General features: G+C 62.6%; 8 protein-coding genes and 1 pseudogene. 4 read left to right on the top strand and 5 right to left on the bottom strand.

Going from position 1 to position 20,485, the window contains the following annotated elements:
• Positions 1-2: 2 nt before the first annotated feature.
• Positions 3-1,943 (top strand): cyclic di-GMP receptor LapD, encoded by a 1,941-nt coding sequence (gene lapD, locus AC19YT_RS13700; protein ID WP_500610454.1) that lies wholly within the window; start codon positions 3-5, stop codon positions 1,941-1,943.
• Between the two features lie 80 nt (positions 1,944-2,023).
• On the opposite strand, the gene AC19YT_RS13695 is transcribed toward lapD, so the two are convergent.
• Complete coding sequence (locus tag AC19YT_RS13695) at positions 2,024-12,871, bottom strand: retention module-containing protein (protein WP_500610453.1); 10,848 nt, start codon at positions 12,869-12,871, stop codon at positions 2,024-2,026.
• 548 nt (positions 12,872-13,419) lie between these two features.
• Here AC19YT_RS13695 and AC19YT_RS13690 point away from each other — a divergent pair.
• The 3 genes from AC19YT_RS13690 to AC19YT_RS13680 are packed head-to-tail and all read left to right on the top strand — an operon-like array spanning position 13,420 to position 18,324.
• Entirely contained in the window at positions 13,420-14,778 is a 1,359-nt protein-coding gene (locus AC19YT_RS13690) for a TolC family outer membrane protein (protein WP_095107357.1), read from the top strand.
• A gap of 21 nt (positions 14,779-14,799) precedes the next feature.
• Positions 14,800-16,959 (top strand): type I secretion system permease/ATPase, encoded by a 2,160-nt coding sequence (locus tag AC19YT_RS13685; protein WP_500610452.1) that lies wholly within the window; start codon positions 14,800-14,802, stop codon positions 16,957-16,959.
• A gap of 9 nt (positions 16,960-16,968) precedes the next feature.
• Positions 16,969-18,324, top strand: a complete 1,356-nt coding sequence (locus AC19YT_RS13680; RefSeq protein ID WP_500610451.1) for an HlyD family type I secretion periplasmic adaptor subunit — start codon at positions 16,969-16,971, stop codon at positions 18,322-18,324.
• On the opposite strand, the gene AC19YT_RS13675 is transcribed toward AC19YT_RS13680, so the two are convergent.
• The 4 genes and pseudogenes from AC19YT_RS13675 to AC19YT_RS13660 form a co-directional block, all read right to left on the bottom strand.
• Entirely contained in the window at positions 18,321-18,914 is a 594-nt protein-coding gene (locus AC19YT_RS13675; protein ID WP_500610450.1) for a tRNA-uridine aminocarboxypropyltransferase, read from the bottom strand. The genes AC19YT_RS13680 and AC19YT_RS13675 overlap by 4 nt on opposite strands.
• 94 nt (positions 18,915-19,008) lie before the next feature.
• Positions 19,009-19,137: a PA1414 family protein gene (locus AC19YT_RS13670; RefSeq protein WP_003184145.1), complete on the bottom strand. Its 129-nt coding sequence runs from the start codon at positions 19,135-19,137 to the stop codon at positions 19,009-19,011.
• 200 nt (positions 19,138-19,337) lie between these two features.
• Positions 19,338-20,174, bottom strand: coding sequence for a CvfB family protein (locus AC19YT_RS13665; protein ID WP_500610449.1), 837 nt, complete (start codon positions 20,172-20,174; stop codon positions 19,338-19,340).
• Positions 20,175-20,365: 191 nt separating this feature from the next.
• A pseudogene (locus AC19YT_RS13660) lies at positions 20,366-20,485 on the bottom strand (IS30 family transposase); the annotation flags it as partial.

Genomic DNA, 20,485 nt, shown 5'->3' with positions numbered 1-20,485 from the left:
GCATGTCTCTACTCAAGCAACTCTTCCTGGCCATTTGCCTGTTCTTGCTGGTGGCCTTTAGCGGCAGTTTTTTTGTCAGCCTGGAAGCGTCCCGCGGGCAGATGCTCAGCCAGTTGCGCGCCCACGCCCAAGACGCGGCCACCGCCCTGGGGCTGACCCTGACCCGGGAAATCGACGACCCGGCCATGACCGAATTGCTGGTCAGTTCGATCTTCGACAGCGGCTATTTCACCAGCATCCGCGTAGTCAACATCGCCGACAACGCAGTACTGGCCGAGCGCAGCACAGCGGCCAGCGCCGAAGGCGTGCCGGCCTGGTTCGTCAACCTGGTCGGCCTGCGCCCGCAAGGGGGCGATGCACTGGTGATGCGCGGTTGGGAGCAAGCGGCGCGGGTGGAGGTGCTGAGCAACCCGCAATTCGCCCTGGCGCGCCTGTGGGACAGCGCCCTGGGTAGCCTGGCCTGGCTGCTGGCCTGTGGCCTGCTTAGCGCGGCGTTCGGCGGCTGGTTGTTGCGCAAACAGCTACAGCCGCTGGACAACATGGTCAAACAGGCCCAAGCCATCAGCAAACGCGAGTTCCTCAGCCTGCCCCAGTTGCCGCGCACCCCGGAGCTCAAGCGCGTGGTGCTGGCGATGAACCAGATGGTGGAAAAACTCAAGGCCCTGTTCGCCGAAGAAGCGGCGCGCAGCGAAGCCCTGCGGGCCGAGTCTTATCAGGATCGCCTGACTGGGCTGGCCAACCGCCGCTTGCTCGACGAGCAACTCGCCGACCAATTGCTGGTGACCGAACAAAGCCGCGCCGGCCACTTGCTGCTGCTGCGGGTCAATGACCTGGCCGGGCTCAACCAGCGCCTGGGCGGGCAGCGCACCGATGCCTTGATAAGCAGCATCGGCCAGGTGCTCAAGCGTTTGCTCGAACAACCCGAGCGCCGCCACTGGTTGGCGGCGCGCAATCGCGGCGGCGAGTTCAGCCTGCTCGCCCCGGGCCTGGACAGCCGCGACGCCGCACGCCTGGCCGGCGAACTCAGCGCCACCCTGGAAAACCTGCGCCTGACCGGCGCCAGTGATTGCACCCCGGTGGCCCACCTGGGCGTGGTCGCCTACCAACCCGGCGACACCGCGCCAACGGTGCTACTGCACCTGGACCAAGCCCTGGCCCAGGCCCAGCAGCAACCGCAAAAACCCTGGGCGCACCTGGAGCACTTCCATGGCGCCCCAGGCCAGGCCCCGCAGGACTGGCGCACCTGGATCGACGAAGCCCTCACCCAGGGCAAGATGCAGCTGTACTTCCAACCGGTGGTCGAATGCGCCGACACCAGCCAAGTGCTGCACCACAAAGTCCTTGCGCGCCTGCTCGCCCCCCAAGGCGAAGCCATCGCCGCCGGGCAGTTCCTGCCCTGGATCGAACGCCTGGGCTGGTCGTCGCGCCTGGACCTGGCGATGCTGCGGCACACCCTCGACTACCTGGCAGAACACCCCTGGCCCCTGGCCTTGAGCTTGAGCGGCAGTACCCTGCGCGACAGTGCCTCGCTGCGCAGCGTGCTGGACCTGCTCCAGGCCCAGCCCGAGCTCGCGCCGCTGCTGACCCTGGAAATCGACGAGCGCCAACTGCCGCCCCCGGGCGAGTTGCAAGCCTTGAGCAAAAGCCTGCAAGCCACCGGCTACGCCATCGGCCTGCAGCACTTTGGCGGCAGCTTCAGCCAGATTGGCAACCTCACCCAACTGGGCCTGGCATACCTGAAAATCGACGGCAGCTACCTGCGCGGCATTGACCAACACAGCGACAAACGCCTGTTCATCGAGGCGATTTTCCGCGCCACCAACAGCATCGACCTGCCCCTGATCGCAGAAATGGTCGAAACCCAGGGCGAACTGGACGCCATCAAATCCCTGGGCCTGTTCGGCGTCATGGGCCGCCTCATCGGCCCGCCCGAACCCATGTAGGCAACGCTTGCTCCAACAAAGAAAGCAAAAAAAACCCGCCACCCTTGGCTGAGGATGGCGGGTTTTTGGTGCTTGCTCCCTTACACCGTATCGACCTTCAACGAGTGGTCGTTGAGCATGCCGTTGATGATGGTCGCGGTGTCCGCCCCGGCGGCAATCACCCCGCCCGCCCCCGGCGTGACCCCGTACTGGGTGGCCAGGTTGACGCCGGCCAGGTCGATGGTCTGGGTGGTCGCTGCCCCCGCCGCCGCGCTGACGTCGATGGTGGTGCCCGCCGCCGTGACCTTGAAGTGCAAGTAGTCATCCAGGGAGGCCGCCGTGGCGTTTTCCCCTTGCAGCAACTGGGACAGGTCGAGCTTGTCGGTGCCCGGCGTGAAGTCCGTGACCACATCGTGCCCGGTGTTGCCCGCACCCCACTGGAAGGTGTCGCTGCCCGTGCCGCCGGTCAGGGTGTTGTCGCCCGGGCCGCCGATCAGGAAGTCGTCACCGCCACCGCCGTTGAGGATGTCGTTGCCCAAGCCGCCGGTGATGACGTTGGCGTTGTTGTCGCCGGTCAGGGTGTCGTTGTAGTTGGAGCCGATCAGGTTCTCGATGCCACTCAGAATGTCCGTGCCCGCCCCGCCGGTGATCTGCCCACCGCCCTCCAGCAGGCTGACGTTTACCGCCGAAGTGGCGTGGGCGTAGCTGACGGTGTCGTTGCCACTGCCGCCGATCAAGGTGTCGTTGCCGATGCCGCTGAACAGCAGGTCGTTGCCATCGCCGCCATTGAGGGTGTTGTTGCCCGAGCCCGCGGTGAGTACGTCGTTGCCGGCGCCGCCGTTGAGGGTGTTGTCGCCTTCGCCGGCCACCAGCACATCGTTGCCACTGGTGCCGGTCAGGGTGAGGCCGTCCTGGTAGTGGATGTTTACCGCGGCGCTGTCGCTGCCGCCGTGGTTGTCATTGACCGTGTAGCTGGCGTTGACGTCCGGGGTGATGGGGGACGTGGCGGTGTAATCGATGGACAGGCTCAGGGTGTAGGTTTCCGAGCCCGTGTCGCCGCCGGGGGTGTCGGCCACGTTAACCACACGGATGCGATACACGTCATTGGCCCCCGTGGCCGCCGGGATCAAATCGCCGCTGTTGATAAGCACGAAAGCCCCACCGTTGATCGAGTACGCCAGTGTTACCTGGCCTGCCCCCAGGTTATGGGAGGCCTTGAGCACCTCGCCCTGCTTGAGGTTGACGGTAACCAAGTCCTCGTCGTTGGCGTTGTTGGCGTTGACCGCGCCCAAGAAGGCACTGATGGCCAGCGCCGCCGTCATGGTGCCCGGGGTGCGCGCGAAGTTGGTGCGCACGTTCGCCAGGTTTTGGTTGCCCGAGTTGTTTTGGGTCCCGGCGAAACTCACCGAACCGGTGCCCGAGAAGTCCGCCCCTCGGGCGATCCACCCCGTGGCGAAGCTGGTGGTGGACGGCGTCAACGGGTCGCCATTGGCGTCGCTGTCGTTAGCCAGCAGTACATCGCCGGGGATCACGATAGTGCTAGAGGCCACGTTGGTGATGATGTTGTCGTCACCGGCCACGGGCGCCGCGTTGGGGTTGACCTTGATGGTTAGGGTGGAACCGGCCAGGTCGCCGTCGTTGTCGCTCACCGTGTAGGTGAAGTTTTCGACCTTTTGCGTAGTCGAGACAGTTTGCGAGGTGTAGGTGAATTCGCCGGTATCCAGGTTCACCAACAGGGTGCCGCCCTTGGTGGTGGAGACGCTGAGGGTGTTGTTCGCCGTGTTGAAGATCCCGGTGACTGTACCGACGCCGGTGGCGGTCACCGAGCCCTGGTTGTTCAAGGCCTTGGGGTCGTAGGTGTAGGTGATGCCATCGACCACGATGGATTTGATAAAGCCGCCATCGGCGCCGAACGAGCCGCCTTCGCCAAGCAACGTGCCGGTAACCGGCGTGCCCTGCACAGTGCCGGCGAGTACCGAGTCCAGTTGCGCCAGGTTGGTGACGATCACCGCGTTGGTGTCTGTCCCGGTATTGCCGTTGTACGCCAGAGGATCAAGGTTGGAGGCAAAAACGTTCGGCCCCAGGCCAATGGCGTAGTTGTTGATGCCGTTGGTGTTGAGGAAGTTCTGCCAGTTGGTGATATCACTGCCAGAAATTTCCTGGCCAGCGGAAGGCTCACCGTCGGAGAAGAAGTAGCCGACGTTCTGTGCGCCCGTGAGCTTGCCGCTTTTGAGGAACGCCGTCATCGCCTTGGCCACAGCGCCGTCGTAGTTGGTGCCACCGTCGGCGATCAGCCCGGCGATTTGGCTTTTGGCCACGGCCACACTGACCCAGGTCGTTCCCTGTTCGACACCGGTGGAGCTGAAGGTGACGAGTTTGACCATCACATCGCCCATGGCGTCGTACTTGTCGAGCAATGCGGTGATGGCTTCCTTGGCCAGTTGCAGGCGCGATTTGCCCGCCACCCCCGACTCCCAGTCCATGCTGCCGGAGGTGTCGAGCACGATCAGCAGGTTGGTATCGACCTCCACCGTGGTCATCGAACGCTCGGCGGCCACAGCCTTGGGCACGTCGTCGACGATGTTGATGACGATGGTGCTGGTCTGGGTGTTGCCCGCAGCGTCCGTGGCCTTGTAGGTGAAGGTTTCGGTCTGGTTGGTGGTGATGCCGTCGTTGGCATTGGGCGTGGTTTTCGGCGCCGAACTCAGGGTGTAGGTGTAGGTGCCGTTGGGGTTGAGCAACAGTTGCCCATAGGCACCGGTAGCACTGCCCACCAGGGTGTAGGTAATGGCGCCGACGCCACCGGTGACCGAACCCACCAGGGTGCCGGTGGCGGTTTCGCCGGTGGACGTAGGATCGCTGCCGACCACCGTGCCGCCGACCAGGTCCAGGCCATCCTTGCCCAGGTCCAGGGCTTTTTCGTACACCGTCACGTCCTGATCGACGATGGCCTTCAGGCCACTGTCATTGATCGTCACGGTGATGGTGGTGGTGCTCAGGTCGCCGTCGCCGTCACGGATGGTGTAGGTGAAGGTATCCGTCACCGTGCCGCTGACCGAGTTCGCGTAACTGTGGTACACCGCGTTGCCCGCCGCATCCAGCGTCAGGTAACCAAAGTTGCCGGCGATGTTGCTGTTCAGGCCGGTGGTCACCGGGGTGCCGGTGCCATTGCCCGCCTTCACCCCCACCACCGCACCGCCCAGCGTCGCGCCGTCGGCACCGAGCACGTCATTGCCGAGCACCGCGATATTGAGGGTGCTGCCTTCGATCACCGTGCCGGTATCTGCCTTGGCCAGCGGCGTATCGTCAACGATGGTGACGTCCAGCGTGCCGGTGGCCGTGCTGTCGTTGCCGTCCACCAGGGTCACGGTGAACGGCTCGGCCAGGGTGGTGCCATTGCCGCCGCTGTGGTTCTCATTGTCGTTGAGGGTGTAGGTGTAGCTCACCACCCCGGTCGCCGGGTTGTAGCCCGTGACCGTCAGGGTGTTGCCCAGAGGCGTGACAAACACCTGCGGGAAGTTCGCCACCACGCCATTGCTGACCACATTCATCCCGGCCACGGTCAGGGTTTTCACCCCGTCCAGGGCCGTCACGCTGAACGTGCTGCCTTGCGTCAGGGCCGAACTGCCCGGCGCAGTGCCATCGCTCAAGGCGTTTTCATACAGCGTCAACTCCCCGCCCGTGACGTTCAGGCCATTGATAACCGCCGGGTCATCGTTGTTGTGGACGTTAAGCACCAGTTTCGCCGTGCTGACGTCGCCGTCCTTGTCGGTGAAGGTGTAGGTGAAGGTGTCCGTTGTGTCGGTTTTCAACGCCTTGAAGGCGGGATTGTTGGGGTCAAGGGTGTAGGTGTAAGTACCGTTCGCCCCCAAAACCAAGGTGCCGTAGGTGCCGGTGAATGTACCGCCGGTAATGGGGCCGGCCGATGGGCCGGTGGTTACGCGGTCGGCGCCTTGGATGTCGTTGTCCAGCACATTGCCGGTGAGGCTGGTGAGGGTTTCAGTCGCAGTTTGGGTGTTGCTGTCGTCTTTGGCCGTTGGCACGTCATCGACGATGTTCACGTCCAGCGAATCGGTGGCCGTGGTGCCGTTGCCGTCCACCAAGGTCACGGTAAAGCTTTCGCTCAGGTTGTTGGTGCCGGCGCCGGAGGCGTGGGCTTCGTTGTCGTTGAGGGTGTAGGTGTAAGTCACCACGCCTGTAGTCGGGTTGTACCCGGTGATGGTCAGGGTATTACCCAGGTCAGTGGTAAACACCTGTGGGAAAGTGGCCGCCACACCGCCAGTCACCACGTTGATACCGCCGACGGTGAGGGTTTGTACGCCGTCCAGTGCGGTCACGGTGAAGGAGCCGCCCTGGGTCAGCGGGCTGCTGCCGGGAGCGGAGCCATCGCCCAGGGCTTTTTCGTACAGCGTGACTTCCCCGCCGTCCACTTTCAGGCCATCGATCACCACCGGGTCGTCGTTGTTGTGGACGTTGAGCACCAAATTCGCGGTGCTGGTGTCGCCGTCCTTGTCGGTGAAGGTGTAGGTGAAGGTCTCGGTGGCGTTCGTGGTCAGCGCTTTGAATGCAGGATTGTTGGGGTCAAGGGTGTAGGTGTAAGTGCCATTTGCCCCTAGAACCAGGGTGCCGTAGGTGCCAGTAAAGGTACCGCCAGTGATAGGACCTGCCGATGGACCGGTGGTTACGCGGTCCGCGCCTTGGATGTCGTTGTCCAGCACGTTCCCGGTCAATGACGTCAAGGTTTCGGTGGCGGTTTGGGTGTTGCTGTCGTCTTTGGCCGTTGGCACATCGTCGACGATATTCACGTCCAGGGAGTCGGTGGCTGTAGTGCCGTTGCTGTCCACCAGGGTCACGGTGAAGTTTTCACTGAGGTTGTTGGTGCCTGCACCCGTTGCATGGGCTTCGTTGTCGTTGAGGGTGTAGGTGTAAGTCACCACGCCTGTAGTCGGGTTGTACCCGGTGATGGTCAGTGTGTTGCCCAGGTCGGTGGTAAACACCTGTGGGAAAGTGGCCGCCACGCCGCCGGTGACGACGTTGATGCCGCCGACGGTGAGGGTTTGTACCCCGTCCAGCGCGGTCACGGTAAAGGAACCGCCCTGGGTCAACGGCGAACTCCCCGGAGCGGAACCGTCCGAGAGCGCTTTTTCGTACAACGTGACTTCCCCGCCGTCCACTTTCAGGCCATCGATCACCACCGGGTCATCGTTGTTGTGGACGTTCAGCACCAGATTGGCGGTGCTGGTATCGCCGTCCTTGTCGGTGAAGGTGTAGGTAAAGGTCTCGGTGGCGTTCGTGGTCAGCGCTTTGAAGGCGGGATTGTTGGGGTCGAGGGTGTAGGTGTAAGTACCGTTCGCCCCCAGAACCAGGGTGCCGTAGGTGCCGGTGAATGTACCGCCAGTAATGGGGCCGGCCGATGGGCCGGTGGTCACGCGGTCGGCGCCTTGGATGTCGTTGTCCAGCACGTTGCCGGTGAGGCTGGTGAGGGTTTCAGTCGCAGTTTGGGTGTTGCTGTCGTCTTTGGCCGTTGGCACATCGTCGACGATATTCACATCCAGCGAATCGGTGGCCGTGGTGCCGTTGCCGTCCACCAAGGTCACGGTAAAGCTTTCGCTCAGGTTATTGGTGCCGGCGCCGGAGGCATGGGCTTCGTTGTCGTTGAGGGTGTAGGTGTAAGTGACCACGCCTGTAGTCGGGTTGTACCCGGTGATGGTCAGGGTATTACCCAGGTCGGTGGTAAACACCTGTGGGAAAGTGGCCGCCACACCGCCAGTCACCACGTTGATACCGCCCACGGTGAGGGTTTGCACGCCGTCCAGTGCGGTCACGGTGAAGGAGCCGCCCTGGGTCAGCGGGCTGCTGCCTGGCGCCGAGCCATCGCTCAGGGCTTTTTCGTACAACGTGACTTCCCCGCCGTCCACTTTCAGGCCATCGATCACCACCGGGTCGTCGTTGTTGTGAACGTTGAGTACCAGATTGGCGGTGCTCGTATCGCCGTCCTTGTCGGTGAAGGTGTAGGTAAAGGTCTCGGTGGCGTTCGTGGTCAGCGCTTTGAATGCAGGATTGTTGGGGTCGAGGGTGTAGGTATAAGTACCGTTCGCCCCCAGAACCAGGGTGCCGTAGGTGCCAGTAAAGGTGCCGCCGGTAATGGGGCCGGCCGATGGGCCGGTGGTTACGCGGTCGGCGCCTTGGATGTCGTTGTCCAGCACGTTCCCGGTCAATGACGTCAAGGTTTCAGTCGCAGTTTGGGTGTTGCTGTCGTCTTTGGCCGTTGGCACATCGTCGACGATATTCACATCCAGCGAATCGGTGGCCGTGGTGCCGTTGCTGTCCACCAAAGTGACCGTAAAGTTTTCACTGAGGTTGTTGGTGCCTGCACCCGTTGCATGGGCCTCGTTGTCGTTGAGGGTGTAGGTGTAAGTCACCACGCCAGTCGCCGGGTTGTACCCGGTGATGGTCAGGGTATTACCCAGGTCGGTGGTAAACACCTGTGGGAAAGTGGCCGCCACGCCGCCGGTGACGACGTTGATGCCGCCGACGGTGAGGGTTTGTACGCCGTCCAGCGCGGTCACGGTGAAGGAGCCACCCTGAGTCAGCGGGCTGCTGCCGGGAGCGGAGCCATCGCTCAGGGCTTTTTCGTACAGCGTGACTTCCCCGCCGTCCACTTTCAGGCCATCGATCACCACTGGGTCATCGTTGTTGTGGACGTTGAGCACTAGGTTCGCGGTGCTGGTGTCGCCGTCCTTATCCGTGAAGGTGTAGGTAAAGGTCTCGGTGGCGTTCGTGGTCAGTGCCTTGAAGGCGGGATTATTGGGGTCAAGGGTGTAGGTATAAGTACCGTTCGCCCCCAAAACCAAGGTGCCGTAGGTGCCGGTGAATGTACCGCCGGTAATGGGGCCGGCCGATGGACCGGTGGTTACGCGGTCGGCGCCTTGGATGTCGTTGTCCAGCACGTTGCCGGTGAGGCTGGTGAGGGTTTCAGTCGCAGTTTGGGTGTTGCTGTCGTCTTTGGCCGTTGGTACGTCATCGACGATGTTCACGTCCAGCGAGTCGGTGGCCGTGGTGCCGTTGCCGTCCACCAGGGTCACGGTGAAGCTTTCGCTCAGGTTATTGGTGCCGGCGCCGGAGGCGTGGGCTTCGTTGTCGTTGAGGGTGTAGGTGTAAGTCACCACGCCTGTAGTCGGGTTGTACCCGGTGATGGTCAGGGTGTTACCCAGGTCGGTGGTAAACACCTGTGGGAAAGTGGCCGCCACACCGCCGGTCACCACGTTGATGCCACCCACGGTGAGGGTTTGCACGCCGTCCAGTGCGGTCACGGTGAAGGAGCCACCCTGAGTCAGCGGGCTGCTGCCGGGAGCGGAGCCATCGCCCAGGGCTTTTTCGTACAACGTGACTTCCCCGCCGTCCACTTTCAGGCCATCGATTACCACTGGGTCATCGTTGTTGTGAACGTTGAGCACCAAATTCGCAGTGCTGGTGTCGCCGTCCTTGTCGGTGAAGGTGTAGGTAAAGGTCTCGGTGGAATCCGTGGTCAGTGCCTTGAAGGCGGGATTGTTGGGGTCGAGGGTGTAGGTGTAAGTACCGTTCGCCCCTAGAACCAGGGTGCCGTAGGTGCCGGTGAATGTACCGCCAGTAATGGGGCCAGCCGATGGGCCGGTGGTCACGCGGTCGGCGCCTTGGATGTCGTTGTCCAGCACGTTGCCGGTCAATGACGTCAAGGTTTCAGTCGCAGTTTGGGTGTTGCTGTCGTCTTTGGCCGTTGGCACATCGTCGACGATATTCACATCCAGCGAATCGGTGGCCGTGGTGCCGTTGCTGTCCACCAAAGTGACCGTAAAGTTTTCACTGAGGTTGTTGGTGCCTGCACCCGTTGCATGGGCCTCGTTGTCGTTGAGGGTGTAGGTGTAAGTCACCACGCCAGTCGCCGGGTTGTACCCGGTGATGGTCAGGGTATTACCCAGGTCGGTGGTAAACACCTGTGGGAAAGTGGCCGCCACGCCGCCGGTGACGACGTTGATGCCGCCGACGGTGAGGGTTTGTACGCCGTCCAGCGCGGTCACGGTGAAGGAGCCACCCTGAGTCAGCGGGCTGCTGCCGGGAGCGGAGCCATCGCTCAGGGCTTTTTCGTACAGCGTGACTTCCCCGCCGTCCACTTTCAGGCCATCGATCACCACTGGGTCATCGTTGTTGTGGACGTTGAGCACTAGGTTCGCGGTGCTGGTGTCGCCGTCCTTATCCGTGAAGGTGTAGGTAAAGGTCTCGGTGGCGTTCGTGGTCAGTGCCTTGAAGGCGGGATTATTGGGGTCAAGGGTGTAGGTATAAGTACCGTTCGCCCCCAAAACCAAGGTGCCGTAGGTGCCGGTGAATGTACCGCCGGTAATGGGGCCGGCCGATGGACCGGTGGTTACGCGGTCGGCGCCTTGGATGTCGTTGTCCAGCACGTTGCCGGTGAGGCTGGTGAGGGTTTCAGTCGCAGTTTGGGTGTTGCTGTCGTCTTTGGCCGTTGGTACGTCATCGACGATGTTCACGTCCAGCGAGTCGGTGGCCGTGGTGCCGTTGCCGTCCACCAGGGTCACGGTGAAGCTTTCGCTCAGGTTATTGGTGCCGGCGCCGGAGGCGTGGGCTTCGTTGTCGTTGAGGGTGTAGGTGTAAGTCACCACGCATGTAGTCGGGTTGTACCCGGTGATGGTCAGGGTGTTACCCAGGTCGGTGGTAAACACCTGTGGGAAAGTGGCCGCCACACCGCCGGTCACCACGTTGATGCCACCCACGGTGAGGGTTTGCACGCCGTCCAGTGCGGTCACGGTGAAGGAGCCACCCTGAGTCAGCGGGCTGCTGCCGGGAGCGGAGCCATCGCCCAGGGCTTTTTCGTACAACGTGACTTCCCCGCCGTCCACTTTCAGGCCATCGATTACCACTGGGTCATCGTTGTTGTGAACGTTGAGCACCAAATTCGCAGTGCTGGTGTCGCCGTCCTTGTCGGTGAAGGTGTAGGTAAAGGTCTCGGTGGAATCCGTGGTCAGTGCCTTGAAGGCGGGATTGTTGGGGTCGAGGGTGTAGGTGTAAGTACCGTTCGCCCCTAGAACCAGGGTGCCGTAGGTGCCGGTGAATGTACCGCCAGTAATGGGGCCAGCCGATGGGCCGGTGGTCACGCGGTCGGCGCCTTGGATGTCGTTGTCCAGCACGTTGCCGGTCAATGACGTCAGAGTTTCGGTGGCGGTTTGGGTGTTGCTGTCGTCCTTCGCGGTGGGGACGTCATCGACGATATTCACGTTCAAAGAATCGGTGGCCGTGGTGCCGTTGCTATCCACCAAGGTCACCGTGAAGTTTTCCCCAAGGCTGTTGGTGCCGGCGCCCGGGGCGTGGGCTTCGTTGTCGTTGAGGGTGTAGGTGTAAGTCACCACGCCTGTAGTCGGGTTGTACCCGGTGATGGTCAGGGTATTACCCAGGTCGGTGGTAAACACCTGTGGGAAAGTGGCCGCCAGACCGCCGGTCACCACGTTGATGCCGCCGACGGTGAGGGTTTGTACGCCGTCCAGTGCGGTCACGGTGAAGGAGCCACCCTGAGTCAGCGGGCTGCTGCCTGGCGCCGAGCCGTCGCTCAGGGCGTTTTCATAGAAGGTCAGTTCGGCGCCTTCGACTTTGAGGCCGTCGAGGGTCGCGGGGTCATCGTTGTTGTGGACGTTGAGCACCAGGTTGGCGGTACTGGTGTCGCCGTCCGAGTCGGTGAGGGTGTAGGTGAAGGTCTCGGTGCCGCTGCCATCGCCCTTGAGGGCCAAAAACGCCGCGCCCGTGGGGTTGAGGGTGTAGGTGTAGCTGCCATCGGCCGCCAGCACGAGGGTGCCGTAGGTGCCGGTGTAGGTGCCGGCCGTGACCGGGCCGCTGGCCACGCGGTCGGCGCCTTGGATGTCGTTGGTCAGCACGTTGCCGGTGAGGGTCAGTTGGCTTTCGGAGCCGACGCCGGCGTTGCTGTCGTTGGCTGCGCTGGGCAGGTCGTCGGTGATGTTGATGTCCAGCGAGCCGGTGGCGGTGTCGCCGTTGGTGTCGCTGGCCACCACCGTGAACTGTTCGCTCAGGTTGTTGGCGCCGTCGGCCGCTGAGTGGGTTTCGTTGCCGTTGAGGGTGTAGCTGTAGGTGACCACGCCCGTGGCCGGGTTGTAGCCGGTGATGGTCAGGGTGTTGCCCAGTTGGGTGGTGATCGACTGCGGAAAGAGCGCGGCCACTCCGCCGCTGACCACGCTGATGCCGCCCACGCTGAGGTTGAGCAGGCCATCGGGGGCCGACACATTGAAGCTGCCGCTTTGGGTCAGGGCCGCCGGGTCGCTGGCCGAACCCTGTTGCAGGTTGGCTTCGTTGAGGGTCAGTTCGCCGCCCTCCACCGCGAGCCCGCCCAGGCTCACTTCGTTGTTGGGCGGCACGATGGGGGGCGTGTTGTCCTCTGGCACCGGGTCGATGATCTGCGGGACGAATTCGGGAATACCGTTGAACCCGGCGGTGGGGAAGCCGATGACCGGGTCCACCCGGCCCGCCACTTCTTCGAGCAATACAAAGGTGTGGCCGCCGCCCGCCGCGCCGCCCGTACCGCCGGGGCTACCGGGGCCGGCCGCGGTGGCTTCGCCGGTTTGGGTGGGGTCGGCGCCAGCGGCGATGGCTTTTTGCAATTGCTCGACGTCCGTCAATTGCGCCTGGCTCGGCGTGGTGCTTTCAGCGGCGACGACGTGAGGCACCTTGTCGCTGAGCAGGTCGGCACTCAATTGCAGCTCGCTGCCACGGCCGAGGGTCAATTCCTGGCCGTTCTGCAAGCGCACGGCCACCGCGCCGGAGGCGCCGGTGTCCAGCGTTTCCCCGGCAAACAGCCGGTCGCCCTCGACCAGGGCGCGCTTGGCACCGTTGCTCGCCACTGCGTAAACCTGACCCACTACCTGACTGACGATACCGATGAGCGTTGCCATATCCATTCCTCCGCCGCCGACAGCTATCGGCATCTACGTATGCAGAGAAAGCGTGAATGGCACGGGGCGACCGATCTGCGCCGCGTCTCTAAGCGCGGCACAAATCCGTCACCCCTTACACCTCCCGAACTACCGGTGAAAGCGGAACAAGCCAAACAAAATCAAGCTCATCCGCCTCAAAACCGTTCAAGGGAAGGGGCGTCACAGCGCTAACCAGGGGCAAGTGACAAAAAACCGCCGCCCGAAAAACGATGCCGCCCTCGCCTTTTCACTCCTTTCCCGACCTGTACTGCAAAATTGATTGAACTTTGCGAAACCCCTTAAAAGCTCCAGAGGGCTTGGTTAATAAGGGCCCGCGCAATCAACAATGTGCTGGATCTGGCAGAGTGCATAAGTTTTTTTTGGCATAAGTATTATGAGAAATTCTTCTTAGGTCGGCGCAAAAGTGTTCTTAGCTCTCATGTTACAAACCTGAAACGGTTTGAACTAAAAAATTCGTCAACTTTTTGGCGACTGCTAAGCACCATCAGGACCAGGGAGAAGTACCCATGCGCGTTTTGACACCCCTCTGCAGCGCGGTTTTATTGGCTATCGCCTGCGCCCCCGCGGCCCAGGCCATGTCGTTGACTGAAGCCATCCAAAGCACGCTGGATAATCACCCCGAGCTTCGTTCGACCCAGAACAGCCGTTTGTCGGCGGATGAAGACGTGAAGGTCGCCAAGGGTGGTTTTTACCCTTCGCTGGATCTCAACGCCGGGTATGGCCGTGGCTATAGCGACAACAGCACCACCCGTGGCCAGGGCAACCACCACACTGAAACGTTGAACTACACCCAGTCGGAACTGCGCCTGCGGCAAATGCTGTTCGACGGCTTTAATACCGCCAATGAAGTGGGCCGCACCCAATCGGTGGTCAACTCCCGCGCCTACTACACCCGCGGCACCGCCGAAAGCCTGGCCCTGCGTACCATCGAGGTGTACCTGGAGGTGCTCAAGCGCCGTGAACTGGTGACCCTGGCCAAGAACAACCTGCAAGCGCACCTGCGGGTGAACGACCAGATTGGCCTGCGCACCCAGCGCGGCGTGGGCAGCAACGCCGACCTCGACCAGTCGGCCGCCCGTCGTGCCCTGGCGGAAAACAACTTTGACACCGCCACCGTCGACCTGGCCGATGCCGAGGCGAACTTCTTCAGCGCCGTTGGCCGCATGCCCGACGAACTGGAAACCCTGCCCTCGATTCGTGGTGAAGTGCCCGCCAGCCTGCCAGACGCGCGCCAGAGCATGTTGGAGAACAACCCTTACCTCAAATCCGCCCAGGCCGACGTGCAGTCCGCCGAAAGCCAATATGAAGTGGCCAAGTCGCCGTTCTACCCACGTTTCGATGCAGAGGCTGCGGTGGGCGCCAACGACAACATCCAGGGCGACAAGGGCCACGACAACGAATGGCGCGTGGGCGTCATCATGAATTACAACCTGTTCAAGGGCGGCAGCGACAAGGCACGCCTGCAATCGGACGCGCACAAAATCAACCAGGCCATGGACATCCGCAACAACGCGCTGCGCATGCTCAACGAGAACATCACCCTGGCCTGGAACGCCATGGTCAACGCCAAGAAGCAAACCCCCACCGCCCGCGAATACGCCGAAACCACCACCCGTGTGCGCGCCGCCTACCAAGACCAGTTCGGCCTGGGCCAACGCACCCTGCTCGACCTGCTCGACAGTGAAAACGAGCTGTACAACGCCAACCGCCGTTACACCGAAGTGCGCTACACCGAAGAGTTCTCGATGTACCGCGTGCTGGCCAACATGGGGGAGTTGCTGAACAAGGAGAAAGTCGTCGTCCCCGCCGAAGCCATCGCCCAGACCGAAGTGAGAAACGAAGCCCGTTTGCCTGAAATGAAGTAGTCGGTACAAGGAGTGCGCAACTTGACCAGCATGGAACCCGGCAACACTGGCGTGGACCCGCGTCTGAGCTTCGACGACCCGTTGTTGGACGGGTTGATGATCCTGTGCAAGCTGCACGACCGCACCGTCAGCCGTGCCAGCCTGAGCGCCGGGTTGCCCCTGGCCCAGCAACGCCTGAGCCTGGACCTGCTGCCCCGGGCCGCGGCCCGGGCCGGGTTGCAGGCGCGGGTGCTGCGCCGGGACCTGTCGGCCATTTCTGCGCTAAACCTGCCGGTGCTGCTGATCCTCAACAACGGCCGCACCGCCGTACTGCGCCGTTGGAGCGAGGACGACAAGGCGCTGATCCTGCCCAGCGAAGCCGAGGGCGGCGAGCAGTGGGTCAGCCGCCAAGAGTTGGCCGAGGAATACAGCGGCCAGGCCCTCTTCGCCCGGCCGCGCCACGAACTCGAAGACCTGCGCACGCCCCTGGTGCCCCGGGTAGAGGCGTGGTTTCGCGACACCCTCAAGCTGTCGCGCTGGCTGTACAGCGACGCGATCCTCGCCAGTTTCCTGATTAACCTGCTGGGCCTGATGGTGCCGTTGTTCGTCATGCAGACCTACGACCGCGTGGTGCCCAACCAGGCCACGTCCACCCTGTGGATGCTGTCGGTGGGCCTGTTGATCGGCACCGGGTTCGAGTTGGTGCTGCGGGTGGTGCGCGCGCACCTGTTGGACACCGCCGGCAAGAAAACCGACGTGATCCTCTCCGCCACGCTGTTTGAGCGCATCACCGGCATGTCGATGAAGGCCCGCCCGGCCACCATCGGCGGTTTTGCCCAGAGCATCCATGACTTCCAGGGCCTGCGTGAGTTCCTCACCGCCGTGACCCTGACCAGCCTCATCGACCTGCCCTTCGCGGTGCTGATGCTGGTGGTGATCGGCCTGCTCGGCGGCTGGCTGGTGGTTATCCCGCTGCTGGCGTTCCCCATCACCATCGGCTTTGCCATGGTGATCCAGGCACGCCTGCGCGACACCGTGCAAAAAAGCCTGTCCCTGGGCGCCGAACGCCAGGCCCTGCTGATCGAAACCCTCAGTGGCTTGGAAACCCTCAAGGCCTGCAGCGCCGAAAGCGAGCGCCAGCACAAATGGGAAAGCACCCACGGCGCCCTCACGCGCCTGGACAGCCATGCCCGCAACCTGTCGGCCATGGCCACCAACGGCACCCTGTTCATCCAGCAGTTATGTGGCATGACCACCATCATCGCCGGGGTCTACAGCATCATCGCCGGCAGCCTCAGCGTCGGCGCCCTGGTGGCCACCTACATGCTCGGCAGCCGCGTGCTCTCGCCCCTGGGGCAGATCGCCGGGCTCATCACCCGCTACCAGCAAGCCCAATTGACCATGCGCAGCACCGACGCCCTGATGGGCCTGCCCCAGGAACGCGACGCCAAGCAGCGGCCGCTGGAACGCACCCAGTTGCAAGGCGCGCTGGACGTCAGCCAGGTGACCTTCCAGTACGCCGGGCAAGGCGCGCCGGCGCTGCACAACATCAGCTTCAGCGTCAAACCGGGGGAGCGCATCGGCATCATCGGCCGCAGCGGCTCGGGCAAAAGCACCCTGGGGCGCCTGGTGATGGGTTTCTACGCCCCCGACGAAGGCCAACTGCTGCTCGATGGCCTGGACCTGCGGCAACTGGACGTGGCCGACCTGCGCCAACAGATCGGCTATGTCGCCCATGACCTGCCGCTGCTGGCCGGCAGCCTGCGCGACAACCTGACCCTCGGCGCACGCTACATCAGTGACGCGCGGATGCTTGAAGTGGCGGAGCTGACCGGCGTCACCGAACTGGCCCGCCAGCACCCCCAAGGCTTCGACCGCCCGGTGGGCGAGCGCGGCCAATTACTCTCCGGCGGCCAGCGCCAGGCTGTGCTGCTGGCCCGGGCGTTGCTGCTCGACCCGCCGATCATGGTGCTCGACGAGCCCACCAGCGCCATGGACAACAGCAGCGAAGACACCCTGCGCCAACGCCTGCACACCTGGGTCGCGGGCAAGACCTTGTTGCTGGTCACCCATCGCACCTCAATGCTCAGCCTGGTGGATCGCCTGATCGTGCTGGACAACGGCAAGATCGTCGCCGACGGTCCCAAGGAAGCGGTCATCGATGCACTGCGCAAGGGCCGTGTCGGCTCTGCGGCCGTCTAGGAGGCGCCCATGTCCAACCCCACTGCCCCGCGCGGCTACTTCGCTCGTTTCAACAAAAACGCCGACAGCGAATTCATGCCCGAAGTGGCCGGCGTCGCCCAGGAAGACTCGCCGCGCTGGTCGCGCCTGACGGTGTGGATCGCCGCCGCGCTTATCATCAGCGCCCTGTTGTGGGCCAAATTCGCTGTGCTGCAAGAAGTGACCATGGGCGAAGGCAAGGCCATTCCGTCGAGCAAGGTGCAGGTGATCCAGAACCTGGAGGGCGGCATCGTCACCGAGATCTTCGTGCGCGAAGGGCAAATGGTGAACAAGGGCGACACCCTGCTGCGCCTGGATGACACGCGGTTTCGCTCCAACAAGGGCGAAAGCGAGGTGGACCGCTTCACCCTCACCGCCCAGGTCGAACGCCTGTCGGCCGAAGCCGAGGGCCGGCCCTTCAAGCTCTCCGACGAAGTGGTGGCCAAGGCCCCGCAAGTGGCCGAGGACGAACGCTCGCTGTTCGAGCAGCGCCAACGCAGGTTGGCCAGCGAACAACGGACCTTGAGTGAGCAACTTCGGCAAAAAACCCAAGAACTGGCGGAATTTCGCTCAAAACAAGGGCAATTCAGCTCAAGCCTGGGGCTGCTGCAACAGGAAATGAACATGTCCGCGCCCCTGGTGGGCACCGGGGCGGTGTCGCCGGTGGAAATCCTGCGCCTCAAACGCGCCGCCGTGGAAATCCGCGGTTCCCTCAATGCCACCACCCTGGCCATTCCCCGGGCCGAATCGGCGATCAATGAGATCAAGAGCAAGATCGATGAATCGGAGCAGAGCTTCCGCTCCGAGGCGGCCAAGGAACTCAACGAAAAACGCGCCGAACTGTCGAAAATCACCGCCACCAGCATCGCCATCGACGACCGCGTCACCCGCACCACGGTGACCTCCCCGGTGCATGGGGTCATCAAGCAGCTCAAGGTCAACACCATCGGCGGCGTGGTCCAACCCGGCAGCGACATGGTGGAAATCGTGCCCCTGGAAGACAACCTGCTGATCGAAGCCAAAGTCCGCCCGCAGGACGTGGCCTTCCTGCACCCGGGGCAGAAAGCTATGGTCAAGTTCAGCGCCTACGACTACACCATCTACGGCGGCCTGAGCGCCAAGCTGGAATTGATCGGCGCCGACGCCATCACCGACGACAAGGGCAACAGTTTCTACCTGATCCAGGTGCGCACCGACAAAAACCACCTGGGCGGCGACGTCAAACCGCTGCTGATAATCCCCGGCATGGTGGCCACCGTGGACATCATCACCGGCGAAAAAAGTGTGCTCGATTACCTGCTCAAACCGGTGCTCAAGGCTCGCACCGAGGCGATGCGCGAACGCTAGACGCCGTGGTTGCGCTGGTAAACGTCATCACCCATCGCCGCGATCTGGCCCTCGATCAACGCCTCGAACGGGCGCAGCAATGGCTCGAACGAGGCCGGCGCCTCCAGCACCTGCAACGCCTGGGCAATCGCCTCCACAGTGGACAACGCCCCCGGCCCCGGCGCCTTGCGCAAGCGGTAGCGCGACACCGCGCCCGCCGCCAGGCTGACCCGGGGCAGCGCGGCCAGCAGCGGATTGAGGTGCAACAGCTTGCGCGCCTTGCGCCAGGTGCCGTCCGGCACCACCAGCAACAGCGGTAGCTCCGCCGGCCCATAGGCGAGCAGCGCCTGGGATTCTTCGCCCGGAAACAACAACCGCGCCTGGTAACCGGGGCGGTCGAGCAGCGCCGGCAGGTCGGCGAACACCTCGCCCACGATCAACTCAGCGTTATTAAGGCCCAACGCCGCCAGGCGCGCGGTGTTCAGCGCGTGGCGTACCTCGCTGGGGTGCTGCAACAACAGCACCCGGGTGCGGCTGTCGAGGCTGGGGATCAGCGGGCACAGGCAATGGGTGTCGGGGCGCAGGCAGCGCGGGCAGTGTGGGCGGGGCATAAGCTTCTGGACAAAGAAAAAGCCCGGGGCGGGCACAGGGGAAAACCGGTGGGCCTGACCGGCATCAGGCCCTGGGTCACTTCAAGGGCGGGGGTTAGCGGCGGCGCGGCTGGCGACGGCGTTGCTCGTCGTCCGTGCGGATAGGCACCGGTTGCAGCGGCGGTTCAATCAGACCCAGCGCAACACCGAGGTCGTGGAGCCAGTTTTGAATTTTCTCTTTCATGGTGCCCCCTTCAGGGTAATGCGGTGCGATCGAGAGTCTTGAACGTGTTCTCACAGAGAATAGTCCTAACTCCTACGCAATGCTCGCTCGTTCTTACAATGATCTATTACTGAATCCATCAGCAATAGGCCCCGCATCCCACGTAAACGCCGGCAAACCGCCGCGCTAGGCGGCTCAATGCCACTATCCCCCTCAGGCAATCAGCTCAACTCGATGCGGTCGGCGTGGATCACGATCTGCCCACCTTTGTAGAGCGCGCCAATGGCTTTCTTGAAGTTGCCCTTGCTGACGCCAAACAGGCTGCTAATCAAGGCCGGGTCGCTTTTGTCGCTGACCGGCAGGCTGCCGTTGTTTTCGCGCAACTTGGCGAGGATCTTGGAGTTCAGGCTGCTGGCGGCTTCTTCACCCACCGGTTGCAGGCTCAGGCTGATCTTGCCGTCGGCACGAATCTCTTTGATAAAGCCTTTTTCTTCTTTACCGGCGCGCATGAACTTGAAGATTTCGTTCTTGTGGATCAAGCCCCAGTGCTTGTTATTGATGATGGCCTTGAAGCCCATGTCGGTCGCTTCGGCCACCAGCAAGTCCACTTCCTGGCCCACTTGGTAGTTGGCCGGGGTTTTGTCCAGGTAACGGTCCAGGCGCGCGGTGGCGGTGATGCGGCGGGTGTGTTTGTCGAGGTACACATGCACCACGCAGTACTCGCCGGCGGTCATCTGGCGTTTTTCTTCGGAGTACGGCAGCAACAGGTCCTTGGGCAGGCCCCAGTCGAGGAACACGCCGATGCTGTTGACTTCAACCACTTTCAAACTGGCGAATTCACCGACCTGAACTTTGGGTGTTTCGGTGGTGGCGATAAGTTTGTCATCGCTGTCCAAATAAATAAAAACGTTGAGCCAGTCTTCATCTTCGCTGGGAATATCTTTTGGAATATAACGATTGGGCAGCAGGATTTCGCCATCGGCGCCGCCGTCCAGATACAAACCGAAGTTAGTATGTTTAACCACTTGCAAACTGTTGTAGCGTCCGACTAAAGCCATTTCCAATACCCTCATTGCGTGGGCGGCATTCTACCCGAGTTTACCGGCGCCGTTCTGCAGGCTGCGGGCGCGGCGGAAAAAAGTCCTTGTGGCGCCTGAATTTAGCGCACGGACGAGCCGCTCGTCAGGCTGCGCTTGGGGCAATCGGCGCAACGCCCGTATTTATTTGCCGCCTCTTTTGAGTCCTGAATTCAACACATAAGTGCAACGCTCACCCCTGTATGCACTTCGTACGGCGTCTTCCAGCCCAAGCGCTTGCGCGGGCGTAGATTGATCCTCGCTACTGTCCGATTGACGGCTTCGACGGTCAG

Source organism: Pseudomonas sp. MF08875 (assembly GCF_059862525.1).
Note: the sequence above shows the minus strand (reverse complement) of the source record. Positions and strands in the feature narration are given on the sequence as shown.